This is a genomic window from Xanthomonas campestris pv. campestris str. ATCC 33913, from assembly GCF_000007145.1.
Classification (GTDB): Bacteria; Pseudomonadota; Gammaproteobacteria; order Xanthomonadales; family Xanthomonadaceae; genus Xanthomonas; species Xanthomonas campestris.
In genome coordinates this window covers 1,117,017-1,141,203 of sequence record NC_003902.1, presented here as the reverse complement: position 1 = coordinate 1,141,203, position 24,187 = coordinate 1,117,017, and the positions used below count along the sequence as shown (strand labels likewise).

Sequence of the window (24,187 nt, the reverse complement as noted above, 5' to 3'; positions counted from 1 at the left end):
GGTCCCAATTCTATGCGACTCACCGCCCTGCCCGCATTCGACGACAACTACATCTGGGCCCTGGTCGCCAATGATGGCCGTGCAGTGATCGTCGACCCTGGCCAGGCAGCACCGGTGCTGGAGGCCGCGCAGCGTGAGGGCTTCACTCCGGTGGCCGCCCTGCTGACCCACCACCATGCCGACCATATCGGTGGTGTGGCGGAGCTGCAGCAGCATTTTCCGGCGCTGGAACTGTACGGGCCGGACGACGAACGCATGCCTTCGGCCACCCGCCACGTCGCCCACGGCGACACTGTGACGGCCCTGGGCATCGACTTTGCGGTGCTGGAAGTCCCCGGCCACACCCGCAGCCATGTCGCCTATGTAGGTGACGGGCACCTGTTCAGTGGTGATACCCTGTTCAGCCTAGGCTGTGGGCGGATGTTCGAAGGTACGCCCCCACAGATGTTCGACGCCTTGCAGCGTCTGGCCTCCCTGCCAGGCGAGACGCTTGTGTGTTGCGGCCACGAGTACACCTTGGCCAATGCGGCCTTCGCGCTGCACGTCGATCCCACCAACGCTGCCTTGCAGCGCCGTCAACAGGAAGCCCAGGCAATGCGTCATGCAGCCCGTCCTACCCTGCCGATTTCGCTCAAGAGTGAACTGGCCACCAATCCGTTCCTGCGTCTGCATACTCCCGAAATTCGCGCCGCGGCCGCCGCGCACGCAAGCATTTCGATAACGAGCGATGTAGACGTATTTGCCGAACTTCGGCGCTGGAAAGACGCATTTCGCGCATGAGGCGCCTGCTTCTGGGTGTGTTGGCCGCTCTGTCGGCCGCCGCACCGGTCGCCGGCTCCGCCAGCGAGCCAAGCACCTCTTCCACCGTCAGCAGCCCAGCACCGGCCGTACGCAACGGCCGGGATATCTTTGCCTCCTTCCTGGAAGGACGTGCCGACCCGGGCTGCGATACCGAGCACAGCGATCGGCGTTGGGAGCAGCACTTCTCCCGCGCTCCGGCCCGCCTGGCCGATGATGGCCAGGACGTTCTCCCGCTGTTCGGTTACGTGGTCGACCAGCTGCGCGAAGCCGACATGCCCACCGAATTCGCCCTGATTCCCTTCGTGGAAAGCGGCTACCGGCCCGGCGCACGCAACGGCAGCGGCCCGGCAGGCCTGTGGCAATTCATCGCCACTACCGCGCGCAATCACCACGTGCCGGTCGGCGCCCAGTACGACGGCCGCCTGTCGGCGGTGGACTCCACCACCGCGGCAGTGCGCTATCTCAAGACCCTGTACGGCATGTTCGGCGGCGACTGGCGCCTGGCGCTCATGGCCTACAACGCTGGCGAATACCGCGTCTTGCAGGCCATGCGCAGCGCCGGCATGAATGCGCAGAACGCCCGGCCGGCCGAGTTGCCAGGCATGTCCAAGGTCACCTACGAATACGTGGAAAAGCTGCACACGCTGGCGTGCGTGCTTGACCATGCGCAGGAGCAAGGGACCTTGATGACGTCGCTGGATCGCCCGGTGCCAGTGCTGACCGAGCACGCATTGCCGGCCGGCACCAGCCTCACCACCTGGGCTGGGCAACGCGCCCTGGAACCGCAACTGCTGGCCCGCCTCAACCCGGCAGTGGCCAGCGCCCGTGCAGCGCCGCGCGGCGTGCATGTGCTGGCGCCAATCGCGCCAGCACAACCGGGGTCAGCTGGCGCTGTTGTCGCCCTGGCCGATCGCGGCGCCCTTGCAGATACGGATGACGGCAATGCCACCACTGCGGTGGCCAGCGTCCAGACCTCCAAGCGCAGCAGCGCGCGCACGCACACCGTGCGTAATGGCGAGTCCGCATGGGCCATCGCCAAGCGCTACGGAATCACGGTCACCACGCTGCTTGCCAGCAATGGCCTGGACAAGCGCGCGGTGTTGAAGCCGGGCATGGTGCTGTCGTTCGAAGATTCGCCCTGAGCCCATAGCTGCGCTTGCGGTGATTCGCCGGTAATTGCTCGGCGTGCACTGCACCGCGCGGCTGCATAGCTGCAGCATTTTCCGGGCATCGCGTTTGAGAGCCTGCGGCGACAAAGGCGCTTTGCGCGGCCCCGCTATTCCTTGAGCAATTATTTGCCTGCGGCCGAGCTTTCCTGAGCAGTGATCTGTCGTCGGGAGAACGCGCCCGAGGGGCCGATGCGTGCAAAGTTGCTCACACTGGCCGGGGCGTGACGCTTGGCTTGGGGCGCCCACCTCGGCACATGGTGAACCAAGCACGGAGCACACCAAGTGCTAGGTTTTCGCGCATGCGTCGCGAGGTTCTTTGTCTAGGTAGCAGCCACCAAAGCTGCTTTCGCCGACGCACGTCGATCCGGTGACGCTACGCTGGCGCGCTGTACGCGGCGCGCGCGTCTAACTCGTTCCGCTCATGCACGCATCCAGTTCTTTCCCAGGAGAGGCACAGGAGGCGGACGAGATTTCGGCGTCTGTACTTTTGAGTGGTGACGAGCGGTTGGGCACCCTCCACTGCAGCAGGAGTACGAAGCGTGAAGCAGGCAAGTGCAGAGCTTTCGCGCCTGCGGCGCGAGTTCCTTTTGTCTTGGCAAAAGGAACCAAAACCGCTGTCGCCGACGCGATCCGGTGCGGTGCGGTGCGGTGAAGCTGCACCGGTGCCCTGTGCTCCTCGCCACGCGCGGCACGGCGCCCAAACTCGCTGCGCTCAGAAAAGGGCGCCTCTTCGGCCCCGCGCAGCTGCGGTGCTCGGCTCGCTTTAAGGCGACTGGGTGAAGCAGGAGCAAGAGCGAACGGCAAGGCCGGAGCAGAGTCTGTGGTATAGCGGCAGCCGATCGGCGTCGATTAGCAGAGCAAATGCATGCAAAACCAGATCTACAGCGACAGCGAGAATCACACACGTCATGTAAGCCTTCGCAGATATATCCGATCGGCCGGTTTGTTTGAGCACGAGCATCTGTCGCCCGGAGTCAGCAATCACGTGTGGCTGCTCTCCACTTCGCCTACTCGGCGGATGCAAATCAAACCAACGGTCTCCGCAGGTGAATCGCCAAGCGGTGCTCTGCGCCACTCCATCGTCAGGCTAGACCCACGCGTTACTGCAGAACTCATTTCATGAGTACACCGCGTACAGGGCTAGCGACAGTTCGGCGACGCTGGTCCGCCACAATCGCGGTCACCCGTCGGCACACAAGCGGGCTCCGGTGCTCCGCCTAGCGCACCAGGAGTTGAGACCAATCGAGCAGCTTCTGCACGCTTGCTCATTACCACCTCCAGCAGATCGCTACAGCGCACGGTCGTACCACGCGCCTGCCCACACCCCTGTCCACAACCGTCGCGCTCACCAAACAACAGACCACCAAGCCACAATGGCTCCGTATCTCGGCCAAAGAAAAGCCCGGTGATGCCGGGCTTTTCCGTTTTATCGATATCAGAAGGGCTTACAGCTGCGCTTCTTCGATCTGGATCTTGTAGCGCTTGCGCATTTCCTTGACGTAGGCCTGCGCCGCATTGCCGCCGTCGATCTGACTCAGCTGCTCGCGCAGCATGGTCTGCTGCTCGGCCGGCATCTGCTTAAGATCGCCCGGGGTCGATTTACTCACCACGAACACCGCATAACGCCCGCCAGTGAGCTCAACCTTGCCAACCGACGGCTTGCCTTCGGTAGGGCGCGGGGCGCTGAAGATCGCGCGATTGGCGGCGGGCGTCGGCACCGGCGCGGTGCGCGGCAGCCCCGGAATCGGCGTGACCTGCAGCTTTTCGGCCGCCGCGAGCGATTGCAGGGTTTCACCCTTCTGCACACGCGCCAGCAGCGCGTCGGCCGCAGCCACCGCAGATTTCTTGGTGCGGTCCGCATGCACTGCGGCAATCACCTTCTCGCGCACCTTGTCCAGCGGCAGTGTCTGTTCGGCGGTGTGATTGGTCACGCGCAACACCACGCTGTGATTGGGCGCAATGGTGATCGGGTCGCTCACCGTACCGTCCTGCACCAGCGTCTCGGAGAACGCCGAGCGCAGCACCGCCGGGTTGGCGGCAATGCCGCTGGCATCAGTTCGGGAGAACGGGCCCAGCGTCTGCACCGGCAGGCCGACCTGCTTGGCCGCCGGCTCCAGCGCGGTGGGGTTTTTGTAGACCTGGTCGACGAGCTTGCCGCTCAGGTCGGCAAACGCCTTGTCGGCGTCGGCCTTGAGCTGCTCGGCAGCCAATTGGTCACGCACCTGCTCGAACGACTTGCCCTGCCCACCCTTGACCTCACGCAACTGAATCACGTGGTAGCCAAACTCGGTCTTGATCGGGCCGACCACATCGCCTGCCTTCATCGCGAACAGCGCGTCTTCGAACGGCTTGACCATCGTGCCCTTCTCGACCCAGCTCAGATCGCCACCGGCGTCCTTGGAACCCGGGTCCTGCGAGTTGGCCTTGGCCAGCGCAGCAAAGTCCGCGCCCGGCTGCTTGGCCTCGGCAGCCAGCTTGGCCGCTTTTTCTTCAGCGGCCTTCTGCGCAGCGGCATCGCTGCCGGCACTGATCAGGATGTGCGATGCCAGACGCTGATCCGGCTCGACAAACCGTGCCTTCTCTTCTTCATAGCGTTTACGCAGCGTTGCTTCGTCAGCCGCGGTGGCGGGCGGCAAGGTAGCTGCATTGAGCTCGACGTATTCGATCGTCACAGTTTCCGGCTGGCGGAAATCCTGCGGATGCCCGTCGTACCACTGCTTGATCTGTGCATCGCTGACCGGCGCGGTATCGGCGGTCGGCTCCGGCAGCATCGCCAACTCGACATCGCGCGTCTCGCCCATCAAGGTGAGCAGGCGCTCGAATTCACTCTTGGTCGCAAAGCCCGATTCGGCCACCGCTTGCGGAATCACCGACTGCTGCAAGCTATCGCGCACCAGCGCGTCGAACTGCGCAGGCGTGCGCGGCGGGGTGCCCTGCGCAAGCGCTGCGCGATACTGATCGGGGCTGAACTTGCCATCGATCTGGAAGGCCGGAATATTGGCGATGTAATCGCGCACGGTGGCATCACCGATCACGATTCCCGCATCTTCCGCACCCAAACGCACGACCTGCTCGTCGACCAACTGATCGAGCACCTGCAGTTTGTTCTCGCGCGATTCGAACTGACGCGGGTCGAAATTCTCGCCCTGGCGCTGACGTTCCTGCATACGCGATTGTTCGAAGCGCGCACGGAAATCCTGCGTGCTGATCTCATGGTGCTGCCACAGCAGCGAGACCGGCCACCATGACGGTGCGGACTTCCACCATGTCGGGGGTGCCTGCACCTTGGCCACGTTGTTGGCGCCAATGCCGCCAAGGTAGCTGTTGTCGATGACGAACAGGAACGGAATCATCAGCAACCCCAGGATGGCGGTAGCGATCCAGCCTGACGTCTTGTCGCGAAGTTTCTGCAGCATTGGCAAATCACGGCCTGTGGGCGAGCCGCGCAGTGTAACGCGCTTCGCAGCCGGGCACCCAGCCCGACACCACCGTAGCGCCAGCCGCTTGTCCGGTTGCCAACGGAACGCATTGACCTCGGCCAAAAAAAAGCCCCCGGCACAAGGCCAAGGGCTTGGAAAAACTGGCGGAGCGGACGGGACTCGAACCCGCGACCTCCGGCGTGACAGGCCAGCATTCTAACCAGCTGAACTACCGCTCCGCTTTAAACTTGGATATCTTCTCTCCACGACATCCGCTCAATGCAAATGCTGCGGAGAAAACGAAGCCCCCAATTGCTCAGGGGCTTCGGTGTAACTGGCGGAGCGGACGGGACTCGAACCCGCGACCTCCGGCGTGACAGGCCAGCATTCTAACCAGCTGAACTACCGCTCCGCGCTTGAAACTTTTGCCTGGTGCTTATCTGGTGGGTGCTGAGGGTTTCGAACCCCCGACCCTCTCCGTGTAAGGGAGACGCTCTACCGCTGAGCTAAGCACCCTAGCGAGTCAATTAGTTTACTGCATCCTTCAGGGCTTTGCCAGCCTTGAATGCAGGATTCTTCGAAGCAGCGATCTTGATGCTGTCGCCCGTCTTCGGATTGCGGCCGGTACGCTCAGCGCGCTCGCGGACCTGGAAGGTGCCGAAGCCAACGAGGGTGACAGCGTCGCCCTTCTTCAGCGCCTTGGTGATTTCGCTCACAACCGCGTCGACAGCACGGCCGGCTTCAGCCTTGGAGATGTCAGCAGCAGCGGCAACGCCATCGATCAATTCGGTTTTATTCATTCTTGAAACTCCCTTTGCGGCAGATGCCGCGGAATCGACAATCGGCGCTCTTGCCGTTAGCGAAGAACCCGACACAAGTGGTATCGCGTGACGCATCACATTTTGCCGCGCCCACGAGTCGTGCATTTATACCAGCGCACCCAAGCGCGCGCAAGCCAAAACCCAATAACGACGCGGGTTTTGGCCTGTTTTGCCTGGGTTTAAAGAGCGCACTTTAATGCTTGACGCGGGTGCCCGGTGTGGTACGCGACTTGCCCCGCACCGCTACACGCGAGGCGGTCTTGCGTGCTTTTTCCTTGCCGGCTTTCTTCGGCGCCAACGGGCGCTCCAGGGCCAGATCCAGCACTTCGTCGATCCACTTCACCGGCACGATCTTCAGATCGCGCGTGACGTTGGCCGGGATGTCCGCCAGGTCCTTGCGGTTCTCATCGGGGATCAACACGGTACGGATACCGCCGCGCAATGCCGCCAGCAATTTCTCCTTCAAGCCGCCGATCGCAGAGACGCGGCCGCGCAAGGTGATTTCGCCGGTCATCGCCACGTCCGCACGGATCGGCACCTTGGTCAGGATCGACACCAGCGAGGTCACCATCGCGATACCTGCGCTGGGGCCATCCTTCGGCGTGGCACCGTCGGGCACATGCACGTGCACGTCCTGCTTCTGCAGGAAATCCACATCGATGCCCAGCCGCTCTGCGCGCGAGCGCACCACCGACAAGGCCGCCGATGCCGACTCCTTCATCACGTTGCCCAGCTGACCGGTGAGGATCAGGTTGCCCTTGCCCGGCACCAGCGTGGACTCGATCTGCAGCAGTTCGCCACCGACCTCGGTCCATGCCAGACCGGTCACCAAGCCAATCTCGTTCTCTTCTTCTGCACGACCGAAATCGAAGCGACGCACGCCCAGATACTTGTCCAGGTTCTTGGAGGTCACCGTCACCAGCGCCTTGGGCTTGGCCTTCTTTGCGACCGCCTTCTTGGCCGCCGGCTGCGGGCCGGCCAATGCGATTTCCTTGACCACCTTGCGGCAGATCTTGGCCACTTCGCGCTCAAGGTTACGCACGCCCGACTCACGCGTGTAGTAACGCACCACGTCCTGGATGGCATCGCTGCCGATCTCGATCTCTTCCGGCTTCAAGCCATTGGCCTTGATCTGCTTGGGCACCAGGTAGCGCATGGCGATGTTGAGCTTTTCATCCTCGGTATAGCCGGGGATGCGGATCACTTCCATGCGGTCCAGCAACGGGCCGGGGATATTGAGCGAGTTGGAGGTGGCAACGAACATCACCTCCGACAGGTCCAGATCCACTTCAAGATAGTGGTCGTTGAAGGTGTGGTTCTGCTCGGGGTCGAGCACTTCCAGCAACGCCGACGACGGATCGCCACGGAAGTCCATCGACATCTTGTCGATCTCATCCAGCAGGAACAGCGGATTCTTGCTGCCGACCTTGTTGAGGTTCTGCACCAGGCGGCCCGGCATCGAACCGACATAGGTCCGGCGATGGCCACGGATCTCGGCCTCGTCGCGCACGCCACCCAGGCTCATGCGCACGAACTTGCGGTTGGTCGCCTTGGCGATCGACTGACCCAGCGACGTCTTACCCACACCCGGCGGGCCGACCAGGCACAGGATCGGGCCCTTCATCTGCTTCACGCGCGACTGCACGGCCAAGTACTCAAGGATGCGTTCCTTGACCTTGTCCAGACCGTAGTGATCGGCATCCAGGGTGTCCTGCGCAACCTTGAGATCCTTGCGAACCTTGGTGCGCTTCTTCCACGGCACGCCGAGCAACCAATCCAGATAGTTGCGCACAACCGCAGCTTCGGCAGACATCGGCGACATCTGCTTGAGCTTGTTGAGTTCGGCCTTGGCCTTGGTCTCGACCGGCTTGGGCATGCCGGCCTCGGCGATCTTGCGGGCGAGTTCTTCCAGTTCGCCGGGCGCGTCGTCCAGATCGCCCAGTTCCTTCTGGATCGCCTTCATCTGTTCGTTGAGGTAGTACTCGCGCTGGCTCTTTTCCATCTGCGACTTGACGCGGCCGCGGATGCGCTTTTCCAGCTGCTGCACGTCGATCTCGCCATCGACCAGACCAACCAGCAGCTCCAGCCGGTCGCCGATCTCGGTGATTTCGAGCAGGCGTTGCTTATCAGCCAAACGCACGCCGATGTGCGCGGCAATGGTGTCGGCCAGACGTCCGGGTTCATCGATGCCGGCCAGGGTCTGCAGCAATTCCGGCGGCAGCTTGCGGTTGGTCTTGACGTACTGTTCGAACAGCGACATCAGCGAACGCGCAATCGCCTCCAGCTCACGCGGCTCGCGTGCATCGCTGGCTTCCACTTCGGTGCCGCGGCCCTGCAAGGCGCCGTCCTGTTCCGCCACCTTGTCGACGGTGACGCGCGACAACCCTTCGACCAGCACCTTGATCGTGCCATCGGGCAGCTTGAGCAGTTGCAGCACCTGGGCGAGCGTGCCGACCGTGTACAGATCGCCCGCTGCCGGGTCGTCGGTCTCGGCCGACTTCTGCGCAACCAACAGGATGCGCTTGTCCGCCTCCATGGCTTTTTCCAGCGCGCGCATCGACTTGTCACGGCCGACGAACAGCGGAATCACCATGTGCGGAAACACCACCACGTCGCGCAGCGGCAACACTGGCAGATCGAGAATTTCTGGTTGGGACTGGGCCATGGGGCGCTCCGCGGGATCGAGGAATTGGGGCGTAAAAAAAGCCGATGGCCCCGTTATGGGGCCATCGGCGAGGTGTTGCAAGTAGCGGTCGGAAACCCTTTAGCCGCCAGCGAGGCCACGGCCTGCCGGCATCGCCGCGAGGCCTCAGTCGCCAGACGCGGCCTTGGCCGGAGCCGGCTGGGCCTGGTAGATCAGATACGGCTCGGACTTGTGTTCGATCACCGATTCATCCACCACCACCTTGCTCACGTTTTCCTGTGACGGCAGTTCGTACATCGTATCCAGCAGCACCGATTCCACGATGGTGCGCAGGCCACGCGCGCCGGTCTTGCGCTTGAGCGCCTTCTTGGCGATCGCCGACAGTGCATCCGGACGGAACTCCAGCTCCACGCTTTCCATCTCGAACAGCTTCTTGAACTGCTTGGTGATGGCGTTCTTCGGCTCGGTCAGGATCTTGATCAGCGCCGGCTCATCGAGTTCCTCGAGCGTGGCGACCACCGGCAGGCGGCCGACGAACTCGGGGATCAAGCCGAACTTGATCAGGTCTTCCGGCTCGACTTCGGCCAGGATCTTGCCGACTTCCTGCTTGCGCTCGCTGCTCTTGACCTTGGCGCCGAAGCCGATACCACCGGCATCGTTGGAACGCGCCTGGATCACCTTGTCCAGCCCGGCAAACGCGCCGCCGCAGATGAACAGGATGTTCTTGGTATCGACCTGCAGGAATTCCTGCTGCGGATGCTTACGCCCACCCTGCGGCGGCACCGAAGCCACCGTACCTTCGATCAGCTTCAGCAACGCCTGCTGCACGCCTTCGCCAGACACGTCGCGGGTGATCGACGGGTTTTCGCTCTTGCGCGAGATCTTGTCGATTTCATCGATGTAGACGATGCCCTGCTGCGCTTTCTCGACGTCGTAGTCGCACTTCTGCAGCAGCTTCTGGATGATGTTTTCCACGTCCTCGCCGACATAGCCGGCTTCGGTCAGCGTGGTGGCATCGGCAATCGTGAACGGCACATTGAGCAGGCGCGCCAGCGTTTCGGCCAGCAGCGTCTTGCCCGAGCCGGTCGGGCCGACCAGCAGGATGTTGGACTTGGCAAGTTCGACCTCGTCGTTCTTGCTCCGGCTCTCGATCCGCTTGTAGTGGTTGTACACCGCCACCGCGAGCGTGCGCTTGGCGCGCAGCTGACCGATCACGTACTGGTCCAGCACCTCAAGGATCTCGCGCGGCTTGGGCAGGCTGGAACGTGCCGACTGCGCCTTCTCTTCGAGTTCCTCGCGAATGATGTCGTTGCACAGCTCCACGCACTCATCGCAAATGAATACGCTGGGACCGGCAATCAGCTTGCGGACCTCATGCTGACTCTTACCGCAGAACGAGCAGTAGAGAATCTTGTTGCTGTCGCCGGAACGACCTTGGCGGTCTTCGCTCATGCTTCTGTTACCCAGTTACCCCACCCGATGCACGGGGGTTCGATTTCGAGAATAGCACAGGGTCGGGAGACATTCGTCCAGCCCGACCCTGCCAGTTTTTCCAGCAATTTCAGGCGTCTGCGACTCAAGACGGCTGGATCGACTCTTCCGGACGACGTTCCAGCACATGATCCACCAGGCCATAAGCCTGTGCATCGACCGCGCTCTTGAAGTTGTCGCGTTCGGTGTCGCGCGCGATGGTCTCCAGCGACTGGCCGGTGTGCTTGGCGAGGATCTCGTTCAAGCGCGAACGCAAGGTCAGGATCTCGCGGGCGTGGATGTCGATATCGGTCGCCTGGCCCTGGAAGCCGCCCAGCGGCTGATGGATCATCACGCGCGAATTCGGCAGCGCATAGCGCTTGCCGGCCGCACCGGATGCCAGCAGCAGCGCGCCCATCGAGGCCGCCTGGCCCACGCAGATCGTGCTCACGTCCGGCTTGATGTACTGCATGGTGTCGTAGATCGCCATGCCGGCGGTGACCACGCCACCGGGCGAATTGATGTAGATGCTGATGTCCTTTTCCGGGTTGTCCGCTTCCAGGAACAGCAGCTGCGCCACGATCACGTTGGCCATATGGTCGTCGATCGGACCGACCAGGAAGATCAGACGCTCCTTCAGCAGACGCGAGTAGATGTCATACGCACGCTCGCCACGGCTGGTCTGCTCGACCACCATGGGCACCAGGTTCAGGGCTTTAGTCACAATGCTCATCAGTCTTCCTGTTGTGGCAGCGGCCTGTGCCGATGCCCGTGTGTGAGATCCGCACCCTGGCTAAACGGGTGCGGGCTCGTACCACGCGGTCGCGTTAAACGCGAATCGCGTCCTGGAACGAAAGCGACTGCTCGGTGTGCTTGGCGCGCTCGGCGATCCAGTCGATCACCTGCTCCTCCATCACACGGCTCTGCAGCCCACTCATCAGTTGGGGGTCGTTGCGGTACATCTCAATGACCTGTTCCGGCTCCTCGTAGGTCGAGGCGATCAGACGCAGCGTTTCGCTGACACGCTTGGATTCCAGGCGCAGCTCATTGCGACGTGCGACTTCGCCCACCAGCAGGCCTACCAGCACGCGTTTGGCAGCGGCGTCCATGAACCCCTGGTGCGCATCGGCCGGGATCTCGCCCGGGTTGCGGCCGCTGCGACGCATCTGGTCGACCTGTTGCGCCAGCATCGAACCGGCTTCGTTCTCGACCAGGCGCGGCGGCATTTCCACGTGCGCGTAGGCGGCGATCAGTTGCTCGCCCACTTCACGGCGCAGACGGTTCATCAGCGCACCCTTGAGCTCGCGCTCCAGATTGGTGCGGATGTCGGCGCGGAACTGCTCGGCATCGCCACTCTTCACGCCGAAGCTCTTGATGAACTCCTTGTTGACTTCCGGCAGCACCGGCTCGGACACCTCGACCGCCTTGACGTGCACCTGCACCGTCTTGCCAGCCAGCTGCGGCACGCGCCAGTCCGCCGGGAAATCGATGCTCAGGGCCTTGTCTTCGCCCTTGGACAGGCCTTCCAGGCCTTTTTCGATTTGGTCGAACATCACGCCCGAGCCCAGCACGCTGCTGCCGGTCTCCACGCCTTCAGCGGGCAGACGCTCGTTGCCGGCCTGCGACCAGGTCTCCAGCGCGACCAGATCACCGACCTGCGCGCCGCGCTCGACCGGGTTCCAGGTGCGGCGCTGCAGACGCAGGTTCTCGATCATCTGGTCGATGTCGGCATCGGTGACTTCAGCGGTGTGACGCACCACCGACAGGTTGGTCACGTCGATGTCGCCGAAATCCGGCACCACTTCGAAGGTGGCGACGAAATCGAAATCGCTCTCGCCCTGGTCGATGCGTGGGTTGCCGGCCAGACGCAGCGAGTGCTCGCGCACCGCCGAATCGAAGGTCTCACGCAACAGGCCTTCCATCGCCTCGGCACGCACCTGCTGACCGAAGCGCTGCTCGATGACCTTGGTCGGCACCTTGCCGGGCCGGAAGCCCTTGATGCGCGTGGTCCGCGCCAGTTCGCGCAGGCGACCACCAACATGCGTCTCCAGGCGCTCCTGCGGCAGGGTGAAGGTCAGACGGCGTTCCAGATTGCCGGTGGATTCGATCGATGCTTGCATGTTGACTCCTGCCACCGACAGCACACGGCGTCGGCACGAGATGGAAGAGACGGGTTGACGGATGGCGAGAAAGCCGCCGAGCCTTGTAGTTTCGCCGATAACGGCGGCCGCTGCCAGCGGCATGCGAAGAACGGCTGCGCTGCGGGGATGCGCCCGCCGCGGTGCGCGTGAAACGGCCGGAACATTCACGGCCGCGCTGCACTGGTGCGAAAGGGGGGACTCGAACCCCCACGCCTTGCGGCGTCAGAACCTAAATCTGGTGCGTCTACCAATTCCGCCACTTTCGCGAGGCTGCACGTGCGGGTGCATTGTTGCAGGGATGCCTGCAAAGAAAAAGGCACCCGCAGTGCGGATGCCTTTTAATTGGTGGGCCGTCAAGGATTCGAACCTTGGACCTATTGATTAAGAGTCAACTGCTCTACCAACTGAGCTAACGGCCCTGAAACTGGTCGCACATTGTATGTGCGTTTTTGCTTCGTTGCAACACCCCGCGATGCATCGGGTCTAACTTTCCTGCAATCAGTGGGGTGGCTGAGGGGACTCGAACCCCCGACATCTGGAATCACAATCCAGTACTCTAACCAGCTGAGCTACAGCCACCACTGAAACCTACTTCCTACCGCACCGCCGATGGCGCGCCCGACAGGACTCGAACCTGTAACCGCCGGCTTAGAAGGCCGGTGCTCTATCCGGTTGAGCTACGGGCGCCCGGACCGAACTTCGCATTCCCACGCCGCCAAAGAGCTCAGAGTGGTCGGGGTAGAGGGATTCGAACCCCCGACATCCTGCTCCCAAAGCAGGCGCGCTACCAGACTGCGCTATACCCCGGCGGGACCTTTCAATCCCGAAGGCTCGAAAGGTCGGCTATTTTGGGAACGATTGACGCTGCTGTCAATCACCACGCGCAAAATCGATCATCCGGTATCCTGACAACTGCAGTCATTCACCTCGCACGCCAGCACGGCGGGCACAACCTTCATGGAGAACATCATGCGTAGCGGCAACCCTGCCCTTCGGGAATCCACGTTCCTCGACCTCGGCTCCGGCTCGGTGGTCACTCGCGACGGTCAGGCAATGACCCTCAACGGCACCGTCAACAAGACCGGCCTGTTGTTGCTGATGGCGGTGGTGACCGCAGCGTTTGCGTGGTCGCAGTCGGTGGGCGCCGACGGCATGCCGCTGCCGGCCGCCAAGCTGTACATGATCGCCGGTGCCATCGGCGGGCTGGTGTTCGCACTGGCGACCTCGTTCAAGCCGACCTGGGCACCGGTCACCGCGGCGCTGTATGCGCTGGTGGAAGGCTTCTTCCTCGGTTCGATTTCCGCCGTGTACGAGGCACGCTTCAACGGCATCGTGTTCCAGGCCGTGCTGCTGACCTTCGGCACCATGTTTGCGCTGCTATTCGCCTATCGCAGCGGCTTGATCAAGGCCACCGAGAACTTCAAGCTGGGCGTGGTCGCGGCGACCGGCGGTATCGCGCTGGTGTACCTGGCGACGATCGTGCTGGGCCTGTTCGGCGTGCGTATCCCTTTCATCCACGACTCGGGCCTGATCGGTATCGGCTTCAGCCTGTTCGTGGTGGTGGTGGCGGCACTGAACCTGGTGCTGGACTTCGACTTCATCGAAAGCGGCGTGGAGCACGGTGCGCCCAAGCACATGGAGTGGTACGGCGCGTTCGGCCTGATGGTGACGCTGGTGTGGCTGTACATCGAGTTCCTGCGCCTGCTGTCGAAATTGCAGTCGCGCAACTGAGGCGGGAATCGGGAATCGGGATTGGGGAATCGCAACAGCGATCCCTTGGTCTGATGGCTTGACACTGGCTTCAAGCAACCCACTTCCAAAAAGAAAGGGCGCCGTCGGCGCCCTTTCTTTTTGTGCGATCTACCCGCGCGCTCAGAGGCGGCTGGCGATGGCCTTGGCAAAGCCCATGGTGTTGCCGGTGCCACCCAGGTCGGGGGTCAGCGAGTCCTTGGCTTCCAGCGTGGCGACGATCGCTTCGCGCAGGCGTTCGGCGTTCTGCGGCTGGCCGATGTGGTCCAGCATCTGTGCCGCGCCCAGCAGCAGCGCGCACGGGTTGGCCTTGCCCTGCCCTGCGATATCCGGCGCCGAGCCGTGCACGGCCTCGAAGATCGCCGCGTCCACACCGATGTTGGCGCCCGGAGCCAGGCCCAGGCCGCCGACCAGACCGGCACACAGGTCGGAGATGATGTCGCCGAACAGGTTGGTGGTCACGATGATGTCGAACTGCTCCGGACGCATCACCAGCTGCATGCAGGTGTTGTCGACGATCATTTCCTGGAATTCGATTTCCGGGTACTGCGTGGCGACATCGCGGGCGACTTTCAGGAACAGGCCCGAGGTCGACTTGATGATGTTGGCCTTGTGCACCGCGGTGACCTTCTTGCGGCCGGTGGCGCGCGCCAGGTCGAAGGCGTAGCGCACGATGCGCTCGGAGCCCTTGCGGGTGACGCGGGCGCCGGAAACGGCCACTTCGCCGTCGGCCGAGACTTCCTGGCCTTCGCTCAGGTAGGCGCCTTCGGTGTTCTCACGCACCGTGATCAGGTCCACGCCATCGGCGAAACGCGACTTGGTGTTGGGGAACGACTTGGCCGGACGCACGTTGGCGTACAGGTCGAACTTGCGACGCATGGCGACGTTGATCGAGCTGAAACCCTCACCGACCGGCGTGGTCAGCGGGCTCTTCAGCGCCACCTTGTTCTTGGTGATCGAGGCCAGGGTGGACTCAGGCAGCAGATCGCCGTGCTTTTCCAGCGCGACCAGGCCGGCATCGGCGTACTCGTAGGTCAGGCCAGCCTGCAGCGCGTCGAGCACGAACAGCGTGGCATCCATGATCTCCGGGCCAATACCGTCGCCGCGGATGACCGTGATTGTCTGCGTCATAACGTTGGGTTTCCGAACTTGAAGGGGGGAGCGCCAGCCGGAAGCCCGGCTCACCGGCGCAAGGAGGTTTCACCGGCAATTATGCCCGATGCCGGTGAAGGCGCCCAAACCGACCTTGGTCTAAGGGTCGGGTGTGGCACGCGCGGCCGCACAGCGACATCGGGCTGGTAAGCGCCATGGGCAAGAAGGCGGCCCGGCGACGCGGCAGGCCTCCCACGATTTTGGCACGCGCCCCCAAAACGCAACACGCCGCCTCACAGGACGGCGCGTTGGGGCGTGCGAGGCGAGGCTGATCAGCCGTGGCTGTGTTCGGCCGGCGCGGGTGCACCGCCTTCGAGCTGGTCGAGGAAGTCCACCGCGCGGCGCAGGTGCGGGATGACGATCGAACCGCCCACCACCAGCCCAACCGAGAAGGTTTCGAAGAACTCTTCGCGGGTGACACCGGCCTCCTTGCACTGCGCGACGTGGTAGCTGATGCAGTCGTCGCAGCGCAGCACCATGGAGGCGACCAGGCCCAGCAGCTCCTTGGTCTTCACGTCCAGCGCGCCGGCCTGGTAGGTCTGGGTGTCCAGGGCGAAAAAGCGCCGCACGACCTGATTGGGCTCGGCCAGAATGCGCTGGTTCATGCGCTGGCGGAAGTCGGTGAACTCGCGCAGGCGATCGGCGCTGCCGTCGTCGGAACCACTCATGCCTGACCGCCTGCGGCGGCGAACAGTGGTTCGAGCTTGCCGGCGCGGTGCATGGCCATCATGTCGTCATAGCCGCCCACATGGATGTCGCCAACGAAGATCTGCGGCACGCTGGTGCGCTTGGCCAGGGCAACCATCTTGTCGCGCTCGGCCGGGTCCAGGTCGATGCGCACCTCGGTCCAGGTCTGGCCCTTGCTCTTGAGGAAGTTCTTGGCCGCCACGCAGTACGGGCAAATGGCGGTGGAGTACAGGGTGATCTGCGGACCGGTGGCCGCCTGCTGCCCGGTGTGGTCTTGGCTCACGGGAAACTCCGTGGTTGGGTCTGTGGTCTGACATATGGTAACGGGCGACTGGAATTTCGAGGTCGTCACCGCAACACTGTGGATTAACTGCCGATTCACGCCAACGCGCCGCGCTGCCCGCATGCTCCGCGCACCACCTGGGAGTTCCTCTTGCGCCTGCTACCGCTCGCTACCGCCCTCACGCTGGCCGTCGCCATGGGCGTGGCGCCCGCGCAGGAGAATCGCCTGCCCGACATCGGCTCGTCGGCCGGCGAGCTGCTGACCCCGGCGCGGCAGGCCGAGTACGGCAAGATTATGCTGGCCGAGCTGCGCAACTACGACTACGTACTGGACGACCCGCTGGTGACCGACTGGCTGCAGACCATGGGCACGCGGCTGGGCGCCAACAGCGACCAGCCGCAGCAGCCGTTTACGTTTTTCATGCTGCGCGACCGCCAGATCAACGCCTTCGCCACGCTGGGCGGCTATATCGCTGTCAATGCCGGCCTGGTGCTGACGGCCGAGCGCGAGGACGAAGTGGCGGCGGTGCTGTCGCATGAAATCGCCCACGTCACCCAACAGCACGTGCTGCGCGGGGTGGAACGCGCCCAGCGCGACCAGATCCCGATCCTGCTCGGCATGCTGGCCGCCGTGGTGGCTGCACAACAGGCCGGCGGCAATTCCAGCGGCGACGCCACCATGGCCACGATCACCAGTGCCATGGGGCTGATGCAGCAGCGCCAGATCGACTACACCCGCTCCAACGAGTCCGAAGCCGACCGGCTGGGCATCCGCACGCTGGTGCGCAGCGGCTACGACGTGGACGCGATGGCCGGCTTTTTCGAGCGCATGTCGGTGGCGATGCGTGCCAACGAGGGCGGCTACAGCGCGCCGGACTTCCTGCAGACCCACCCGGTGACCACCACCCGCATCAGCGAGGCGAAAGCGCGCGCGGAGCAGATGAAGAAAAACACCGTGGTGCTGACCACCTCGGTGCCGGGCGGCACGCGCCAGGAGCGCGTGGACCCGTCCGACCCGTCGTTGTCCGAACCGCTGAGCCGCAACGGCAACGCGTTGCTGCCGTATGCGTTGCGCCTGCCGGTGGATGCGCTGAGCCGCAGCAGCGACCAGCAGGGCTTCGACTGGGCCAAGGAGCGCCTGCGCGTGCTCAGCGCCAGCACGCCCGATAGCGCCATTCGCGAATACGAGAACCTGCGCCGCAGCGCCAAGCAGGGACTCACCGACGCGCAGCGCTACGGGCTGGCGCTGGCGCGGCTGCGCAACAGTGGCAGCCGCCCGGCCGAGCCGGTGGCCGAACTGACCAGCCTGCTTGAGGCGCATCCGGACAACCTGTGGCTGGCGCTGGGCCTGAGCGAGGCACAGGCACGCGTGGGCCCGCGCGAACAGGCCAACGCGCGCTTCGATGCGCTGCTGAAGCGGCTGCCCAACAACCGCGCAGTGGCGCTGACCTACGCCGGCGCGCTCAACGAGCAGGCCAGCAAAGAGGCCGGCCAGCGCGCGCGCCAGGTGCTGGAGCCGCTGCTGTACCGCAGTGGCGAGGATCCGCTGCTACAGCAGACCTATGCGCGCGCCTGCGAACTGTCCGGCGACCAGGTGCGCGCCAGCGAGGCGTATGCGGAGTCGGCCTACCTCAATGGGCGCGCGGAACAGGCGCTGATCCAGCTGGAAGCGCTGAAAAAGAAGGATCTCGATTATGTGACACGGGCCCGCGTGGATGCGCGCATTGCCGCGATCACCCCCACCGTGCTGGAGCTGCGCCGGCAGGGAATTCGCGACCCCGACCTGTCACAGCGCTAGGGGTGTCACATGAGAGTCACAAAACCGTAGTCTACTGGCGACCATCCGAAGCCAGACGGTAAGCCCCGCGTGCAGAAACGCATCCTGATCGTCGATGACGAACCCGCAATCCGCGACATGGTCGCGTTCGCACTGCGCAAAGGCGAGTTCGAGCCCATCCACGCCGGTGACGCCCGCGAGGCGCAGACCGCCATCGCCGACCGCGTTCCCGATCTCATCCTGCTCGACTGGATGTTGCCCGGCACCAGCGGCCTGGACCTGGCGCGGCGCTGGCGCAAGGAATCGCTGACCCGCGAGATCCCGATCATCATGCTGACCGCGCGCGGCGAAGAGAACGATCGCGTCGGCGGCCTGGAGGCCGGCGTCGACGATTACGTGGTCAAGCCGTTCTCGGCCCGCGAATTGCTGGCACGCATCCGTGCGGTCATGCGGCGCACCCGTGAGGACGACGAAGACGGCAGCGTGGCCGTGGGCCGCCTGCGCATCGACGGTGCCGCGCACCGCGTGTTCGCCGGCGATGCCCCGGTGCCGATCGGCCCGACCGAATACCGGCTGCTGCACTTCTTCATGACCCATCCTGAGCGCGTCTACACCCGCACCCAGCTGCTGGACCATGTGTGGGGCGGCAGTGTGTATGTGGAAGAGCGCACGATCGATGTGCACATCCGCCGCCTGCGCAAGACGCTGGAACCGTTCGGCCTGGAAAACATGGTGCAGACCGTGCGTGGATCGGGCTACCGTTTCTCCTCGGCCACCTGATGCCGGCCGCGCAGGCCGGCCCGGTCGCATGCCTACCTGACGCTCCGTGGTAACGCCTTCCATGCCCCAACATATCCGTTCCGCCTGGCTGAAGACGCTCGGCACCCTTGCGCTGTTGCTGGGCGCTGCCGTGCTGGCCGGGGTGCTGATCGGGCATGTCTGGATGGCGCTGACGCTTACCGCGCTGAGCGTGCTGGCCTGGCACTACTGGCGGTTGCGCCAGGTGCTGCGCCGCCTGACCGCGCGCCAGCGTGCCGAACCGGCCGCCGGTGTGGGCGCCTGGAACGAACTCGACCGGCTGCTGTATCGCAGCCAGGCCGAAATGCGCGCACGCAAGCGTCGCCTGATCGACATGTTGCGCACCTACCGCGCCGCCGCGCAGGCATTGCCCGATGCGGTGGTGGTGGTGGACCGCAACAGCCAGCGGGTGCAGTGGTTCAACAAGGCCGCCGCCGGCCTGCTCGGCCTGCATCATCCCGGCGATATGGGCGTGTCGGTGGTGGAGCGCCTGCAGCCGTTGCCATTGGCGCACTGGCTGGCAGCCGGGCGCAATGCCGAGCCGATGCTCGATGCCGCCTCGCCGGTGGACCCGGACCTGCGCCTCAATCTGCGGCTGATCCCGTATTCGGACGACTACTGGCTGCTGGTGGCGCGCGACGTCAGCAAGCTGCTGCGGCTGGAACAGGTGCGCCGCGACTTCGTCGCCAACGTCTCGCATGAACTGCGTACCCCGCTCACCGTGGTGCACGGCTATCTGGACATGCTCGACCCGGAAGACTTTCCGGATTCGGGCCCGATGCTGGCGGAGATGCGCAAGCAATCGCAGCGCATGGCGCAGCTGGTGGAAGACCTGCTGACGCTATCGCGCCTGGAATCGCAGGAAGAGCTCGGCGAGGAACACGTGGCGATGGCACCGATGCTGTCCACGCTGCGCCGCGAAGCCGAAGCGCACAGCCAGGGCCGCCACACCGTGGAAGTGTTCGACGAAGCCGGCGTGGATCTGCTCGGTTCCAATAAGGAACTGCACAGCGCGTTTTCCAATCTGGTGACCAACGCGGTGCGCTATACGCCCGGCGGTGGCACGGTGACGATTCGCTTCGTGCGCGAAGGCGATGGCGCGGCACTGGCAGTGCGCGACACCGGCTACGGCATTCCCGCCTCGCACCTGCCGCGCATCACCGAACGTTTCTATCGTGTCTCCAGCAGCCGCTCGCGCGAGAGCGGCGGCACCGGGCTGGGTCTGTCGATCGTCAAACACATTCTGGGCCTGCACCAGGCGCGCCTGGAGATCGAAAGCGAAGTGGGACGCGGCAGCGAATTCTCGTGCCATTTCGGTGCGGCACGTGTTGTGCAACGCGAACAGTCCCTGCCCTTGTCACGCTCGGCGTGATATGAAGGATGCGCGCGCCACGGCGCTGCGCACTGCAACGACGCAGCGCTGTGTGTGGCGCATGTTGCGCATGGCGCGCACCGCATCGCCGCCGCCTGCCTTACCTTGATGACCGCCTCGAAGACCGACTCCATGGGCCACGCCAAGCACTCTAAAGACCCCGCACCTTCCGAGGACATCGGCAGCGATCCGCTGCGCGACCCGGCGCTGTATCTCAACCGGGAACTGTCGCAGCTGGATTTCAATTTCCGCGTGCTGGCGCAGGCGCTGGACGAACAGGTTCCGCTATTGGAGCGGCTGCGGTTCCTGTGCATTTCCTGCACCAACCTAGACGAGTTCTTCGAGATCCGCGCAGCCACCGTGCGGCATGCGCAAGAGTTCGGCCTGCCGCCCGCACCCGATGGCATGAGCCCCACCGCCATCCTCAACGCGGTGCACGACCGCGCCGCCAAGCTGGTGGATCAGCAGTACCACGTGTGGAACGACGTGCTGCGCCCGGCGATGGAACAGGCCGGCGTAGCGGTGCTGAGCCGCACCACCTGGAATTCGCGCCAGAAACGCTGGCTGCGCGCCTACTTCCGCAACGAGATCATGCCGGTGCTGTCGCCGCTGGGCCTGGACCCGGCACATCCGTTCCCGAAGATCCTCAACAAGACCTTGAACATCGTGGTGGTGCTCGAAGGCCAGGACGCGTTCGGGCGCGCCGGCCATCTGGCGATCGTGCGCGCGCCGCGCTCGCTGCCGCGCATCATCCAGCTGCCGGCCAGCCTGTCGCCGGACGGCGAGCAGAGCTTCGTGTTCCTGTCCTCGGTGCTGTCGGAGTTCGTGGATGAACTGTTCCCCGGCATGCAGGTCAAGGGCTCCTACCAATTCCGCGTCACCCGCAATTCCGAGCTGGTGGTAGACGAAGAAGAAGTGGAAAACCTGGCGCTGGCGTTGCGCGACGAACTGGTCACGCGCGGCTACCGGCCGGCGGTGCGACTGGAGATTGCGCACGATTGCCCGCCGGCGATCATGCGCACCCTGCTGCAGAATTTCGGCCTCAACGAAAACGCGGTGTATCGCATTGCCGGTCCAGTGAACCTGAGCCGCGTGACCCAGGTCTACGACCTGGTGCAACGGCCCGAGCTCAAGTACCCGGCGTTCAATCCGCGCACCCTGCGCGACAACGTGGGCATCTTCGAGATCGTCAACAAGGGCGATGTGCTGCTGCATCACCCCTTCGATGCGTTCACTGCGGTGCTGGACGTGATCCGCCAGGCGGCGGTCGACCCGAACGTGCTGGCGATCAAGCAGACGCTGTACCGCACCGGCAAGGATTCGCTGATTGTCGATGCGTTGATCCTGGCCGCGCGCAACGGCAAGGACGTCACCGTGGTAGTGGAGCTGCGTGCGCGCTTCGACGAAGAAGCCAATCTGGGCCTGGCCGACAAGTTGCAGGAAGCCGGCGTGCAGGTGGTCTACGGCGTGGTCGGTTACAAGACCCACGCCAAGATGTTGCTGATCGTGCGCCGCGAAGGACGCAAGCTCAAACGCTACGTGCACCTGGGCACCGGCAACTACCACAGCGGCACAGCGCGCCTGTACACCGACCTGAGCCTGATCACCGCCGATGTGGAGATCGGCAACGATGTGCACATGCTGTTTCAGCAGCTCTCCGGCCTGGCGCCGCGCATGAAGCTGGAACAGCTGCTGCAATCGCCCTTCACCCTGCATACCGGCGTGCTGCAGCGGATCGAACGCGAGACGCGGCTAGCGCGCAACGGCCGGCCCGGGCGCATCATCGCCAAGATGAACGCACTCAACGAACCGCAGGTGGTGCGCGCGTTGTATACCGCCTCGCAGGCGGGCGTGCAGATCGACCTGATCGTGCGTGGGGCCTGCACCTTGCGCCCGGGCGTGCCGGGCGTGTCGGACAACATCCGCGTGCGCTCGATCGTGGGGCGTTTTCTGGAACATAGCCGCGTGTACTGGTTCGGCAACGACGGCGCAGCGGAGTTGTATTGCGCCAGCGCCGACTGGCTGGAGCGCAATCTGCTGCGCCGGGTGGAGACCTGCTTCCCGATCCTGGATCCGGACCTGGCCAAGCGCGTCTACCGCGAAGTGCTGCAGAACTACCTGGACGACAACGTCAACGCGTGGGAACTGGATGCCGAAGGCATCTATCACAAGCGCACGCCCGGGCCTGGCGAGCCGGCGCATTCGGCCCAGATGACCTTGCTCGATCGGGTCTGAGGCCAGACGGGCCGCCGCCTCTCACGGGGCTGGCAGCCCATCGGCTACCATGCGGCCATGCCAATGCCCTCCCCCACGATCCCGCCCCTGCGCGATGGCGATTTTCTCGCCGCCATCGACTTAGGATCCAACAGCTTCCACATGGTCATTGCGCGCTACCTGATGGGTCAGTTGCGCGTTGTCGACCGCCTGCGCGAAACCGTGCGCATGGCCGACGGCCTGGATGGCAAGGGCGGCATTTCCAACGAGGCGCGCCAGCGCGCGCTCGAGTGCCTAGCACGCTTCGGCCAACGCATCCGCGAGGTGCCATCGCTGCGCGTGCGCGCGCTGGCCACCAACACCGTGCGCCAGCTGCGCTCGCCGCAGGCGTTCCTGATGCCGGCCGAAACTGCGCTTGGCCATGCTATCGAAGTGGTCAGCGGGCGCGAGGAAGCGCGCTTGATCTATCTGGGCGTGGCGCATGCGCAACCACCCAAGCCCGATCAACGCCGGCTGGTGATCGACATCGGCGGTGGCTCCACGGAGTTCATCATCGGCCGCGGCTTCCAGACCCTGGAACGCGAAAGCCTGCAGGCCGGCTGTATTGCCAGTACGCGGCGGTTCTTTCCCGGCGGCAAGCTCTCCAAGAAAAAGTGGAAAGACGCGCTGACCGAGATCGGCGCCGAGTTCCAGCAGTTTGCCGGCCAGTACAAGGCGCTGGGCTGGCATGAAGCGATTGGCTCGTCCGGCACGCACAAGGCCATCGGCGAGATGTGCGCGGCGATGAAGCTCACCAAGGGCGCGATCACCGCCGAGGCGCTGCCAGCGCTGCGCGATGAGCTGCTCAAGGCCAAGCGCATCGAAGACATCCAACTGCCCGGCCTGGCGGCCGAGCGGCGGCCGATCATCGCTGGCGGCATTCTGGTGCTCGAAGCGGCCTTCCAGGCGCTGGGCCTGGAGAAGCTGATGGTCAGCAAGGCGGCGATGCGCGAAGGCATCCTGTACGACATGCTCGGCCGCGGCGGCGAGAACGACCCGCGCGACAGTTCGGTGGCGTCGTTGGTGCAGCGCTATGGCATCGACGAGGCGCAGGCACAGCGCGTGGAAGCCACCGCGTGCCGCCTGTTCGACCAGGTCTGCGAATCCTGGCAGCTCGATGGCGACGACGCGCAGGTGCTGCGCCGCGCCGCACGCCTGCACGAACTGGGCCTGATGATCGCGCACAGCCAGTACCACGTGCACGGTAGCTACATCCTGGAACACTCGGATATCGCCGGGTTCTCGCGGCAGGAACAGCAGGTGCTGGCCGCGCTGGTGCGCACGCATCGCCGCAATGTGCCCAAGACTGCCTTCGACGCATTGCCCGACCGCTTGCTGCTGCCAACCCGGCGCAAGGCCGCGCTGCTGCGGTTGGCCGTACTGCTGCACCGCGCCCACGAAACCGATCCGATCCCGACCCTGGAACTCACCGCCGACGACAACCGGCTGTCGCTGATCCTGTCGCAGGCCTGGATCGATTCGCGCCCGTTGCTGCGCGCCGACCTGATCGGCGAAGTGGAAGGGATGGCGGGTCTGGGCATCATGTTCCGGCCGTTTGTGACGTAGGCCAGCGGCCGTTGGCCTCAGGCGGGAATGGGGAATGGGGAATGGGGAATTGTCGGCTGTGGGACGCCGGGCGTTCCCATCGCAGT

17 protein-coding genes and 8 tRNA genes are annotated in these 24,187 nt (G+C 64.2%); 8 read left to right on the top strand and 17 right to left on the bottom strand.

Annotated features, from left to right (window positions below):
* Positions 1-12 precede the first annotated feature (12 nt).
* Positions 13-780: a hydroxyacylglutathione hydrolase gene (gene gloB, locus XCC_RS05095; protein ID WP_011036190.1), complete on the top strand. Its 768-nt coding sequence runs from the start codon at positions 13-15 to the stop codon at positions 778-780.
* Positions 777-1,943, top strand: a complete 1,167-nt coding sequence (locus XCC_RS05090) for a lytic transglycosylase domain-containing protein (protein ID WP_011036189.1) — start codon at positions 777-779, stop codon at positions 1,941-1,943. The genes gloB and XCC_RS05090 overlap by 4 nt, the downstream gene beginning before the upstream one ends.
* 1,472 nt (positions 1,944-3,415) lie before the next feature.
* On the opposite strand, the gene XCC_RS05080 is transcribed toward XCC_RS05090, so the two are convergent.
* The 14 genes from XCC_RS05080 to XCC_RS05015 all read right to left on the bottom strand — a co-directional run bounded on the left by XCC_RS05080 (position 3,416) and on the right by XCC_RS05015 (position 13,272).
* The gene (locus tag XCC_RS05080; RefSeq protein ID WP_011036187.1) at positions 3,416-5,386 is read right to left on the bottom strand and encodes a peptidyl-prolyl cis-trans isomerase; all 1,971 of its coding nucleotides are present in this window, start codon (positions 5,384-5,386) and stop codon (positions 3,416-3,418) included.
* 165 nt (positions 5,387-5,551) lie between these two features.
* A tRNA-Asp gene (locus XCC_RS05075) sits at positions 5,552-5,628 on the bottom strand.
* Positions 5,629-5,724: 96 nt separating this feature from the next.
* Positions 5,725-5,801: transfer RNA gene (locus XCC_RS05070), tRNA-Asp, on the bottom strand.
* 29 nt (positions 5,802-5,830) lie between these two features.
* Positions 5,831-5,905 (bottom strand) — tRNA-Val (locus XCC_RS05065).
* 11 nt (positions 5,906-5,916) lie between these two features.
* Complete coding sequence (locus tag XCC_RS05060) at positions 5,917-6,189, bottom strand: HU family DNA-binding protein (RefSeq protein WP_002806049.1); 273 nt, start codon at positions 6,187-6,189, stop codon at positions 5,917-5,919.
* 214 nt (positions 6,190-6,403) lie between these two features.
* On the bottom strand, positions 6,404-8,875 hold the full coding sequence (gene lon / locus XCC_RS05055; RefSeq protein WP_011036186.1) for an endopeptidase La: 2,472 nt from the start codon (positions 8,873-8,875) through the stop codon (positions 6,404-6,406).
* A 144-nt stretch (positions 8,876-9,019) separates the two neighbouring features.
* Positions 9,020-10,306: an ATP-dependent Clp protease ATP-binding subunit ClpX gene (gene clpX / locus XCC_RS05050; RefSeq protein WP_011036185.1), complete on the bottom strand. Its 1,287-nt coding sequence runs from the start codon at positions 10,304-10,306 to the stop codon at positions 9,020-9,022.
* A gap of 124 nt (positions 10,307-10,430) precedes the next feature.
* The gene (clpP, locus tag XCC_RS05045) at positions 10,431-11,057 is read right to left on the bottom strand and encodes an ATP-dependent Clp endopeptidase proteolytic subunit ClpP (protein WP_011036184.1); all 627 of its coding nucleotides are present in this window, start codon (positions 11,055-11,057) and stop codon (positions 10,431-10,433) included.
* A 94-nt stretch (positions 11,058-11,151) separates the two neighbouring features.
* Positions 11,152-12,444 carry a trigger factor gene (tig, locus tag XCC_RS05040; RefSeq protein ID WP_011036183.1) on the bottom strand — a complete coding sequence of 431 codons (1,293 nt, stop codon included), beginning with the start codon at positions 12,442-12,444 and terminating at the stop codon, positions 11,152-11,154.
* Between the two features lie 202 nt (positions 12,445-12,646).
* A tRNA-Leu gene (locus XCC_RS05035) sits at positions 12,647-12,731 on the bottom strand.
* Positions 12,732-12,808: 77 nt separating this feature from the next.
* A tRNA-Lys gene (locus XCC_RS05030) sits at positions 12,809-12,884 on the bottom strand.
* Positions 12,885-12,967: 83 nt separating this feature from the next.
* Positions 12,968-13,044, bottom strand: a tRNA-His gene (locus tag XCC_RS05025).
* Positions 13,045-13,075: 31 nt separating this feature from the next.
* Positions 13,076-13,152 (bottom strand) — tRNA-Arg (locus XCC_RS05020).
* A gap of 43 nt (positions 13,153-13,195) precedes the next feature.
* Positions 13,196-13,272, bottom strand: a tRNA-Pro gene (locus XCC_RS05015).
* Between the two features lie 162 nt (positions 13,273-13,434).
* Between XCC_RS05015 and XCC_RS05010 the strand changes: the two genes are divergently transcribed.
* Positions 13,435-14,196: a Bax inhibitor-1/YccA family protein gene (locus tag XCC_RS05010; RefSeq protein WP_011036182.1), complete on the top strand. Its 762-nt coding sequence runs from the start codon at positions 13,435-13,437 to the stop codon at positions 14,194-14,196.
* A 141-nt stretch (positions 14,197-14,337) separates the two neighbouring features.
* Here XCC_RS05010 and XCC_RS05005 read toward each other — a convergent pair whose 3' ends face one another.
* The 3 genes from XCC_RS05005 to grxC all read right to left on the bottom strand — a co-directional run bounded on the left by XCC_RS05005 (position 14,338) and on the right by grxC (position 16,336).
* Positions 14,338-15,345: an isocitrate dehydrogenase gene (locus tag XCC_RS05005; RefSeq protein WP_011036181.1), complete on the bottom strand. Its 1,008-nt coding sequence runs from the start codon at positions 15,343-15,345 to the stop codon at positions 14,338-14,340.
* 293 nt (positions 15,346-15,638) lie between these two features.
* On the bottom strand, positions 15,639-16,034 hold the full coding sequence (locus XCC_RS05000) for a carboxymuconolactone decarboxylase family protein (RefSeq protein ID WP_011036180.1): 396 nt from the start codon (positions 16,032-16,034) through the stop codon (positions 15,639-15,641).
* The gene (gene grxC / locus XCC_RS04995) at positions 16,031-16,336 is read right to left on the bottom strand and encodes a glutaredoxin 3 (RefSeq protein ID WP_014506861.1); all 306 of its coding nucleotides are present in this window, start codon (positions 16,334-16,336) and stop codon (positions 16,031-16,033) included. The genes XCC_RS05000 and grxC overlap by 4 nt, the downstream gene beginning before the upstream one ends.
* A 150-nt stretch (positions 16,337-16,486) precedes the next feature.
* Here grxC and XCC_RS04990 point away from each other — a divergent pair, with 150 nt between their 5' ends.
* The 5 genes from XCC_RS04990 to ppx all read left to right on the top strand — a co-directional run bounded on the left by XCC_RS04990 (position 16,487) and on the right by ppx (position 24,101).
* Entirely contained in the window at positions 16,487-18,133 is a 1,647-nt protein-coding gene (locus XCC_RS04990) for a M48 family metalloprotease (RefSeq protein ID WP_011036178.1), read from the top strand.
* A gap of 69 nt (positions 18,134-18,202) precedes the next feature.
* Positions 18,203-18,892: a phosphate regulon transcriptional regulator PhoB gene (gene phoB, locus XCC_RS04985; RefSeq protein ID WP_011036177.1), complete on the top strand. Its 690-nt coding sequence runs from the start codon at positions 18,203-18,205 to the stop codon at positions 18,890-18,892.
* A 61-nt stretch (positions 18,893-18,953) separates the two neighbouring features.
* Positions 18,954-20,282: a phosphate regulon sensor histidine kinase PhoR gene (gene phoR / locus XCC_RS04980; RefSeq protein WP_016944810.1), complete on the top strand. Its 1,329-nt coding sequence runs from the start codon at positions 18,954-18,956 to the stop codon at positions 20,280-20,282.
* A gap of 132 nt (positions 20,283-20,414) precedes the next feature.
* Positions 20,415-22,517 carry a polyphosphate kinase 1 gene (gene ppk1 / locus XCC_RS04975; RefSeq protein ID WP_011036175.1) on the top strand — a complete coding sequence of 701 codons (2,103 nt, stop codon included), beginning with the start codon at positions 20,415-20,417 and terminating at the stop codon, positions 22,515-22,517.
* Between the two features lie 63 nt (positions 22,518-22,580).
* A complete protein-coding gene (ppx, locus tag XCC_RS04970; protein ID WP_016944807.1) occupies positions 22,581-24,101 on the top strand; it encodes an exopolyphosphatase in 1,521 nt (506 codons plus the stop codon).
* Positions 24,102-24,187: the final 86 nt, after the last annotated feature.

Excerpts from the sequence above, each read along its gene's own strand:
- lon (WP_011036186.1), bottom strand. The coding sequence starts at position 8,875 with ATGGCCCAGTCCCAACCAGAAATTCTCGATCTGCCAGTGTTGCCGCTG.
- XCC_RS05000 (WP_011036180.1), bottom strand. The coding sequence starts at position 16,034 with ATGAGTGGTTCCGACGACGGCAGCGCCGATCGCCTGCGCGAGTTCACC.
- clpX (WP_011036185.1), bottom strand. The coding sequence starts at position 10,306 with ATGAGCGAAGACCGCCAAGGTCGTTCCGGCGACAGCAACAAGATTCTC.
- XCC_RS05090 (WP_011036189.1), top strand. The coding sequence starts at position 777 with ATGAGGCGCCTGCTTCTGGGTGTGTTGGCCGCTCTGTCGGCCGCCGCA.
- clpP (WP_011036184.1), bottom strand. The coding sequence starts at position 11,057 with ATGAGCATTGTGACTAAAGCCCTGAACCTGGTGCCCATGGTGGTCGAG.
- tig (WP_011036183.1), bottom strand. The coding sequence starts at position 12,444 with ATGCAAGCATCGATCGAATCCACCGGCAATCTGGAACGCCGTCTGACC.
- gloB (WP_011036190.1), top strand. The coding sequence starts at position 13 with ATGCGACTCACCGCCCTGCCCGCATTCGACGACAACTACATCTGGGCC.
- XCC_RS05005 (WP_011036181.1), bottom strand. The coding sequence starts at position 15,345 with ATGACGCAGACAATCACGGTCATCCGCGGCGACGGTATTGGCCCGGAG.
- XCC_RS05010 (WP_011036182.1), top strand. The coding sequence starts at position 13,435 with ATGCGTAGCGGCAACCCTGCCCTTCGGGAATCCACGTTCCTCGACCTC.
- XCC_RS05060 (WP_002806049.1), bottom strand. The coding sequence starts at position 6,189 with ATGAATAAAACCGAATTGATCGATGGCGTTGCCGCTGCTGCTGACATC.
- ppx (WP_016944807.1), top strand. The coding sequence starts at position 22,581 with ATGCCCTCCCCCACGATCCCGCCCCTGCGCGATGGCGATTTTCTCGCC.
- phoR (WP_016944810.1), top strand. The coding sequence starts at position 18,954 with ATGCCCCAACATATCCGTTCCGCCTGGCTGAAGACGCTCGGCACCCTT.
- XCC_RS05080 (WP_011036187.1), bottom strand. The coding sequence starts at position 5,386 with ATGCTGCAGAAACTTCGCGACAAGACGTCAGGCTGGATCGCTACCGCC.
- ppk1 (WP_011036175.1), top strand. The coding sequence starts at position 20,415 with ATGGGCCACGCCAAGCACTCTAAAGACCCCGCACCTTCCGAGGACATC.